Here is a 7,918-nt window from a genome sequence, read left to right on the forward strand (position 1 = left end):
TTCCATATACGGAGACTGACATGCATTTCGGTCCGATTCTTTCCGCCATGCGCCGCAACAAGGTGGGCGCCTTCCTCATCGCCCTGCAGATGGCGCTGACCCTGGCGATCCTGTGCAACGCGCTGTTCATCATCCGCCAGCGCGTTGTCATGATGGCGCGGCCCAGCGGCGTCGACGAAGCCAACACCTTCAGCCTCAGCAACCAGTGGGTCGGGTCGCCCGAGCAGATCGGCGCGATGATCCGCGGCGACCTCGCCGCTCTGCGCGGCATGCCTGGCGTGGTCGACGCCTATGCCACCAACGCCTATCCGCTGCGCGGCGGTGGCTGGAGCGAAGGCATCGGCCTCGCACCCAACCAGAAGCATTCCTCCGCGCACACGGCGCGCTATTTCACCGATGACCATGCCCTCAATGCGCTCGGCGCCCATCTCATCGCCGGCCGCAACTTCACGGCCGACGAAATCCGCGAGCGCTCCGAACGCGACAAGGCGCAGCCCGGCGTGATGATCGTCACCAAGGCAGTGGGAGAAAAATTGTTCCCGGATGGTTCGGCGCTGGGCAAGACGGTTTACGTCGAAGACCAGCCGATCGTCATCGTCGGCATCGTCGACATGCTGAAGACGCCATGGGTATCGAACGCCTGGGCCGAGAAGTTCGTCGAGAACTCGATGCTGGACCCGTACATCTTCATTTCCAAGCAGTACAGCTACATCGTGCGCGCCCAGCCGGGCCAGCTCGATGCGGTGATGCAGGCGGCACAGAAGAAGCTGTTCGAGGTCAACCGCAACCGCGTCATCGAAAAGGTGCGGTCCTACGCCCAGATCCGCGCCGATGCCTACCGCAACGACCGCGCCCTGGCCATCATCCTCGGCACGGTGAGCGCCGCGCTGCTGGCGGTGACGGCCTTCGGCATCGTCGGCCTGACCAGCTTCTGGGTGACGCAGCGGCGCCGGCAGATCGGCGTGCGCCGCGCCCTGGGTGCGACGCGGCGGGCGATCCTGGCCTACTTCCAGACCGAGAACAGCATCATCGCCGGCGTCGGCGCGCTACTCGGCATGGCGCTGGCGGTGGGCCTGAACCTGTGGATGGTGCAGGCGCTGGAGATGCAGCGGCTGGACCTGCTCTATGTTCTGTGCGGCGCGGTGGCGGTGATGCTGCTGGGGCAGTTCGCGGTGCTGTGGCCGGCGTTGCGCGCCGCCTCGACCCCGCCCGCCCTGGCGACGCGCGCAAGCTGAAGCCGCGCGCATTATGATCCCGGGGCCGTACTACGGAACCCTTTGCCATTCATGAGCGCCCGATGCGTACCGTCCTGATCATCGACGACAACCCCACGGTGGGTGAGGCGCTGTCGCTGCTGTTCTCGCTGCGCGACATCAAAACGCGCGTGGCGCTGACGCCGCAGGAAGGACTGGCCCTGCTGAAGGACGGCCCGGTGGACCTGGTGGTGCAGGACATGAACTTCACCGCCGACACCACTTCGGGGGCGGAGGGTGCGGAGCTGTTCCGTGCGATTCGCGCGGAGCAGCCGGACCTGCCGGTGATCCTGCTCACCGCCTGGACCCGCCTGGAAGCGGCGGTGGAACTGGTCAAGGCCGGGGCCGCCGATTACCTGGCCAAGCCCTGGGACGATCATCGCCTGCTGGCGACGGTGGAAAACCTGCTGGAACTGGCCGAGAGTGCGCGCGACGCTACGCGTTATCGCCTGGAGCGGCGCAAGCGCCGCGAGCAGCTGGCCGGCCGCTACGATCTGCGCGGGCTGGTCTATGCCTCGACCGCGATGGAGCGGGTGGTGGAGCTGGCCTGCCAGGTGGCGCGGGCCGATGCGCCGGTGCTGATCACCGGCCCCAACGGCGCCGGCAAGGAACTGATCGCCGGCATCGTCCACGCCAACTCGGCGGTGAAGGATGGCCCCTTCGTCGCGGTGAACTGCGGCGCGCTGCCGCATGACCTGGTGGAAGCCGAGCTGTTCGGCGCCGAGGCGGGCGCCTATACCGGCGCGACGCGCATGCGCGAAGGCCGCTTCGAGCTGGCCCACGGCGGCACCTTGTTCCTCGACGAGATCGGCAACCTGCCGCTGGCCAGCCAGGTGAAGTTGCTGCGGGTGCTGGAGACCGGCGAGTTCGAGCGGCTGGGCTCCTCGCGTACGCGCAAGGTGAAAGTGCGGCTGCTCAGCGCCACCAATTCGAAGCTGGCGGAGATGATCGTCGCCGGCAGCTTCCGCGAGGATCTGTACTACCGGCTCAACGTCATCGAGGTGGCGTTGCCGCCGCTGGCGGAGCGGCCGGACGACATCATGCCACTGGCCGAGCACTTCCTCGGCGGCATGGCCCGGCTCTCCGACGAAGTGCGCGAAACGCTGCTGGCCCATGCCTGGCCCGGCAATGTGCGCGAGCTGAAGAACGCGATCGAGCGTGCGCGCCTGCTGTGCCGCGACGGCCTGATCGTTCCGGCCGACCTCAACCTGCCGGCGCGGCGCATCGCCCCCGGCGCCAGCAACGAGCCCGACCGCGAGCAGATCGAGGCCGCGCTGAAGGCGGCCTCCGGCGTGGTCAGCCGCGCCGCGCAGTCGCTGGGGCTGAGCCGCCAGGCGCTGTACCGCCGCCTGGAGAAATTCGGGCTGACGCCGCCCGACGCTTAGCTGACTGGTTCGCCATCGCCCGGCCGCTGCGCCACAATCGGCGCGACGATTTCCACCCATCCATCGAATCGATGCGCCTGTACTCGCTGCAAGGCAAGCTGAGCCTGATACTGGCCGCCGCCATGACGGCGGGTGCCTTGCTGGGGGTATTCCTGGTGCTTGCCATCGGCAATCCCTGGGTGGCCGTTCCCCTCGGCGGCGCCATCCTGCTGGCCGTCGCGCTATGGCTGGGCGGGCTGCTGAGCGATCCGGTGACGCGGCTGCTGCGCGCCCTGGAAGGCGCCGTGGCCAGTTACCGCGACAGCGACTTCAGCTTCTCGCTGTCGGCCACGCGGCGCGATGAATTCGGCGACCTGGCGCGCCTGCACAACGACTTGGGCCAGGTACTGCGGGATCAGCGGCAGCACCTGGTGCAGCGCGAGCTGCTGCTCGACACGGTGGTGCAGAACACGCCGGTGGCCCTGGTGCTGGTCGACCTGCAGGAACGGGTGGCCTACGCCAACCTGGCCTCACGCCACCTGTTCAACGAGGGACGCAGCCTGATCGGCCTGGATTTCGCCGCGGTGCTGCGCAGCTGTCCGCCGCAACTGGGCGAGGCCATGAAGAGCGGCGAGGATGCGCTGTTCTCGCTGGAGCTCGAGGGCATCGAGGAAACCTTTCACCTGTCGCAGCGCGGCTTCAGACTGCAAGGGCGCCCACACCGCCTGTACCTGGTGCGCCGCATGACGCGCGAGCTGTCGCGACAGGAAGTGGCGACCTGGAAGAAGGTGATCCGCGTCATCAGCCACGAGCTGAACAACTCGCTGGCGCCGATTTCCTCGATGGCGCACTCCGGCGCCGAACTGGCGCGGCGCGGCGACGTGGAGCGGCTGCCCGGGGTCTTCGCCACCATCAGCGAACGCGCCAAACACCTGCATTTCTTCATCGACGGCTATGCCAGCTTCGCCAAGCTGCCGGTGCCGGCACCGGAACGCATCGGCTGGGAACCGTTCCTCGATGGCCTGGAGCGGCAGCGCGCTTTCCGCCTGACCGGCAAGTTGCCGGAGAGCGAGGGCTGGTTCGACCGTACGCAAATCGAGCAGGTGCTGATCAACCTGCTGAAGAACGCGCATGAAGCCGGTGGCCCGGCGGATGGGGTCGAAATGGAGATCATGCGCCTGGGCTCCGACCTGCGCATCGAGGTGCGGGACCGCGGCACCGGGATGAGCGAGCAGGTGCTGGCCAATGCGCTGCTGCCGTTCTATTCGACCAAGCGCAGCGGCACCGGCCTGGGATTGGCGCTGGCGCGGGAAATCGTCGAGGCGCATGGCGGCAGGATCACCCTGGCCAACCGCGATGGCGGCGGCCTGCGGGTAACCTTGAACCTGCCGCAGCCGGCGAGAATCGGCGGCTAGGCCGTTTTTTCCGCTGCGCCGCGCTCCGGGGATTTTTCCTTCCAGCGCTGCGCACCGAGAAAGATGAGGCGCACCTGGTTCACGAAGTTTTCCAGCAGTTCCTGCTCCTGCTGCGGCTGGTTGGGCGGCAGATCGAGAATGTCGATGGCGGCGTTGAGCATGCAGTTCACCACCAGGCCGCAGATCATCTGCAGGGTGCCGGTGGAGAGGCCGGGGAAGGCGCCGAGGCCGCGCAGGTCCTGCGCCATCTCGTTGGTGAAGTGCGTCACCTCGCGGCGGATCGCCTCACGGATCTGCGGCGAGCCGCCGGCACGCTCGCCGGCGATGAACAGGAACTGCAGGCGGTTGTCCTCGACGTAGCGCTTGTAGACCAGCACCGAGCCGCGAATCATGTCGGTGAACTGCACGTCGCTGCGCCGCGCCTCGCGCAGCAGGCGGCGCAGCGTCACGCCGCCCTCTTCCACCAGGGCCAGGCCCAACTCTTCCATGCCGTGAAAGTGGCGATAGAAGGCAGTGGGCACCACCCCGGCCTCGCGCGTCACTTCGCGCAGGCTCAGGCCGGTGAAGCTGCGGCCCTCGCGCATCAGGCGCAGGGCGGCCTCCAGCAGGGCCTCGCGGGTGCGCTGTTTGCGCGAACCACGCCCACCCACTTCCTCCCGTTCGGGGGCGGTAGTGGGGGGGAAATCCTCACGGCTGGGCACGATCAAGCTCTGGTCAAGAACATCTGTTAACACTATACACTCATTGATCCATATACGCTTTTTGCGTTTTTCATTATCGCCTCGATAATTTCAGTGTACAAGTGTTGACTTTCATTTTTGGCAGAGGCAGACTGTGCACACTTGTTCACAACCTGAGTCGCCAATGATCGCCACCAGCCGCAACACCAGCTTCCTCAGCACCGGCCTGCGCCGTGTCCTGGGCTCTCGTGTGGTTGCCGCGATGACCACTCCGCACGGCGTGGACCGCTACCTGGAACTGTTCGACCCGACCTGGTCGGTCAACGAGGTGCGCGCCGAGGTCACCGCCGTGCGCCACCCGACGGCCGACAGCGTCACCCTGAGCCTGCGCCCGAATGGCAACTGGCAGGGCTTCCGCGCCGGCCAGTTCGTGCGCCTGACGGTCGAGATCGACGGCGTGCGCCGCACCCGCTGCTACTCGCCGGCCAATTCCGCGCACGCCACGGACGGCAAGATCGAGCTGACCGCCAAGGCCCACGCCAACGGCTTCGTCTCCAGATTCCTGCGTGAGCAGGCGCGTCCCGGCATGGTGGTGACCCTGTCCCAGGCCGACGGCTCCTTCGCCCTGCCTGAGCAGCGTCCCGAGCGCGTGCTGCTGATCAGCGGCGGCAGCGGCATCACCCCGGTGATGGCCATGCTGCGCACGCTGTGCGACGAGGGCCACGCCGGCCGCATCACTTTCCTGCATTACTGCAACGCCGCCCGCGATCTGATCTATGCCGAGGAACTGGCCGAGATCGCCGCGCGCTACCCCAACGTGGAACTGCTGCGCGGCTTCGCCGCCTCTGAACAGTGCGGCGAGTTGCAGGGCCTGTTCAACCGTGAGCAGCTGGCCGCCGCGGTGCCGGACTACGCCGAGGCCAGCACCTTCCTGTGCGGCCCCCCGGGCATGATGAAGGCGGTGCAACAGCTGTGGGCCGAGGACGGCATCGCCGAACGCCTGCACCTGGAAAATTTCACCGCGGCGCCGGTGGTGGTCGACAGCACCAATGCCGAGGGCGATGTGCGCTTCGCACGCAGCGAGCGCCTGGCCGCCAACAACGGCGCCACCCTGCTGGATCAGGCCGAGGCCGCGGGCCTGCGCCCGGAAGCCGGTTGCCGCATGGGCATCTGCCATACCTGCACCTGCCGCAAGCTGTCCGGCCGGGTGCGCGACACGCGCACCGGGCAACTCGGCGAGGAAGGCGAGGAAGACATCCAGATCTGCGTCAGCGTGCCGGTCGGCACCGTGACGCTGGACGTCTGAGCCCCCATTCGATTTCGGAGAGATAGACGCATGAGCAACTTCAGCAAGCTGAGCCCCAAGCAGTTCGCCGCCATCGGCGCCGAATTCGACGCCATCCGCAACCGCGTGCTGGCCGATCTCGGCGAGCGCGATGCCGACTACATCCGCACCCTGGTCAAGCGCCAGCGGCGCCTGGAAGTGGGCGGCCGCGTGATGATGATGATCCCGCCGACCTGGCCGCTGGGCGTGGCCGCCCTGTCCGTGTCCAAGATCCTGGACAACATGGAGATCGGGCACAACGTCATGCACGGCCAGTACGACTGGATGGGCGATCCCACGCTGAACTCGAAGAACTTCGACTGGGATTCCGCCGATACCGCGAAGAACTGGAAGCAGACCCACAACGTCGAGCATCACACCTACACCAACGTGCTCAACCGCGACCATGACGTGGGCTACGGCCTGCTGCGCATGTCCACCGAGCAGAAGTGGGAGCCGCGCTTCCTGGCCAACGTGCCGCTGACCGTGATCCTGCACACCTTCTTCCAGCACTTCGTGGCGGTACAGAACCTCAAGCTCGAGGAGTACCTGATCTACAAGACCAAGACCGGCGCGCAGCTGAAGGAAGACTTCAAGCCGGTGTGGAAGAAGATGCGCAAGCAGCTGGCCAAGGACTACCTGCTGTTCCCAGCGTTGGCCGGGCCGATGGCGCCGCTGGTGTTCGTCGGCAACGTCGCCGCCAACCTGGCGCGCAACGTCTGGGCCTGCGCCGTGATCTTCAACGGCCACTTCCCGGAAGACGTGGAGCAGTTCCCCGAGTCCGTGCTGGAGAACGAAACGCGCGGCCACTGGTACGTGCGCCAGCTGCTCGGCTCCGCCAACTTCAGCGGCGGCCGCCTGATGCACATCATGAGCGGCAACCTGAGCTTCCAGATCGAGCACCACCTGTTCCCGGACCTGCCGGCGCACCGCTACGCCGAGATCGCGCCGGAAGTGCGCGCCATCTGCGAAAAGTACGGCCTGCCCTACAACACCGGCACCTTCCTGCAGCAGACCCTGAGCACCTGGAAGCGCATCTTCAAACTGTCCCTGCCGACGCGCGGCAACGGTCGCGCGCGCCTGCAACCGGTCACCGAAGAAGCGCCGCTGCGCATGGCCGCCTGAACACGCGTCTTCCTCCGCGCTCCGACTACAGGTAACCTGCCTGCATGCACCGAGCTGACACTTCGAAGGAAACCGGATGAAAACGCTGCAACGGCTGGAACTGCTCAAGGACTTCATCCAGGAAGCCGTCGACCGCGGGGCGACTTCGGTGGAACAGATCCACCAGCACATCGCGGCGCTGCCGTTCGACGCGCTGGAGAAGTCCGGGCTGCTGGAAGACGACAAGCTCAAGCTGCGCGAGAAGCAGCGCCGCAGCATCGGCATGGTCTATGACGCGATCCGGCGCATCAATCGCGAAGTGGGGCAACTGATCTCGGATCAGTTCGAGAACGTGGAAGATACGCAGCGGGTTAGCGAAGTGCTGAAGGAACAGGCTGCTCCGAAGAAGGCTGCTCCGGCCAGGAAGGCGGCGGCGAAGAAGCGGCAGCCTGCGAAAGCCAAGAGTTGAGGCTTTGACGGTTTGGCTTGCGCGCGTCACCGACCGCGCTTTTGATGTTGCTTCGGCTTTGGCCGTTGCCGTTGCTTTTGACTTTCCGCCCCGTTGTTTGCGCCGAGCATCGCAGTTCGTGGCGACATAGGCTCGCGCCTGTTTGGCGCGAGGCGAGGCAGGATGCCGAAGCGTTTTTAGACAGGCCAAGGATGGCCTGTCTAAAAACCCCGCCACGAGCGAGAAGCGCAGGGCACCGCCGTAGGCGGCGCAAACTCCGGGGCATGTTCTTTTGGTTACTTTTCTTGCGTCAAGAAAAGTGACTCGCCG

At 66.3% G+C, this 7,918-nt stretch carries 7 protein-coding genes; 6 read left to right on the forward strand and 1 reads right to left on the reverse strand.

The window, feature by feature from the left end:
* Positions 1-20 precede the first annotated feature (20 nt).
* The 3 genes from BP26_RS0120285 to BP26_RS0120295 all read left to right on the forward strand — a co-directional run bounded on the left by BP26_RS0120285 (position 21) and on the right by BP26_RS0120295 (position 4,032).
* Positions 21-1,235 (forward strand): ABC transporter permease, encoded by a 1,215-nt coding sequence (locus BP26_RS0120285; protein ID WP_029922387.1) that lies wholly within the window; start codon positions 21-23, stop codon positions 1,233-1,235.
* A gap of 62 nt (positions 1,236-1,297) precedes the next feature.
* The gene (locus tag BP26_RS0120290; protein WP_029922388.1) at positions 1,298-2,638 is read left to right on the forward strand and encodes a sigma-54-dependent transcriptional regulator; all 1,341 of its coding nucleotides are present in this window, start codon (positions 1,298-1,300) and stop codon (positions 2,636-2,638) included.
* A gap of 71 nt (positions 2,639-2,709) precedes the next feature.
* Positions 2,710-4,032 (forward strand): sensor histidine kinase, encoded by a 1,323-nt coding sequence (locus tag BP26_RS0120295; protein WP_029922389.1) that lies wholly within the window; start codon positions 2,710-2,712, stop codon positions 4,030-4,032.
* Here the strand turns inward: BP26_RS0120295 and fabR are convergent.
* The gene (gene fabR, locus BP26_RS0120300) at positions 4,029-4,733 is read right to left on the reverse strand and encodes an HTH-type transcriptional repressor FabR (RefSeq protein ID WP_084183274.1); all 705 of its coding nucleotides are present in this window, start codon (positions 4,731-4,733) and stop codon (positions 4,029-4,031) included. The two genes, BP26_RS0120295 and fabR, sit on opposite strands and share 4 nt — an antisense overlap.
* Positions 4,734-4,896: 163 nt before the next feature.
* Here fabR and BP26_RS0120305 point away from each other — a divergent pair, with 163 nt between their 5' ends.
* The 3 genes from BP26_RS0120305 to BP26_RS0120315 all read left to right on the forward strand — a co-directional run bounded on the left by BP26_RS0120305 (position 4,897) and on the right by BP26_RS0120315 (position 7,609).
* Entirely contained in the window at positions 4,897-6,018 is a 1,122-nt protein-coding gene (locus BP26_RS0120305) for a ferredoxin reductase (RefSeq protein ID WP_051749219.1), read from the forward strand.
* Between the two features lie 30 nt (positions 6,019-6,048).
* Positions 6,049-7,161, forward strand: a complete 1,113-nt coding sequence (locus BP26_RS0120310) for a fatty acid desaturase family protein (protein WP_051749220.1) — start codon at positions 6,049-6,051, stop codon at positions 7,159-7,161.
* A gap of 76 nt (positions 7,162-7,237) precedes the next feature.
* Positions 7,238-7,609, forward strand: coding sequence for a hypothetical protein (locus BP26_RS0120315; RefSeq protein ID WP_029922393.1), 372 nt, complete (start codon positions 7,238-7,240; stop codon positions 7,607-7,609).
* Positions 7,610-7,918 lie beyond the last annotated feature (309 nt).

The organism is Nevskia soli DSM 19509, assembly GCF_000711955.1.
Classification (GTDB): domain Bacteria; phylum Pseudomonadota; class Gammaproteobacteria; order Nevskiales; family Nevskiaceae; genus Nevskia; species Nevskia soli.

Bases quoted from the DNA above. Each gene is read 5' to 3' on its own strand.
- BP26_RS0120285 (WP_029922387.1), top strand. From the start codon at position 21: ATGCATTTCGGTCCGATTCTTTCCGCCATGCGCCGCAACAAGGTGGGC.
- BP26_RS0120290 (WP_029922388.1), top strand. From the start codon at position 1,298: ATGCGTACCGTCCTGATCATCGACGACAACCCCACGGTGGGTGAGGCG.
- BP26_RS0120295 (WP_029922389.1), top strand. From the start codon at position 2,710: ATGCGCCTGTACTCGCTGCAAGGCAAGCTGAGCCTGATACTGGCCGCC.
- BP26_RS0120305 (WP_051749219.1), top strand. From the start codon at position 4,897: ATGATCGCCACCAGCCGCAACACCAGCTTCCTCAGCACCGGCCTGCGC.
- BP26_RS0120310 (WP_051749220.1), top strand. From the start codon at position 6,049: ATGAGCAACTTCAGCAAGCTGAGCCCCAAGCAGTTCGCCGCCATCGGC.
- BP26_RS0120315 (WP_029922393.1), top strand. From the start codon at position 7,238: ATGAAAACGCTGCAACGGCTGGAACTGCTCAAGGACTTCATCCAGGAA.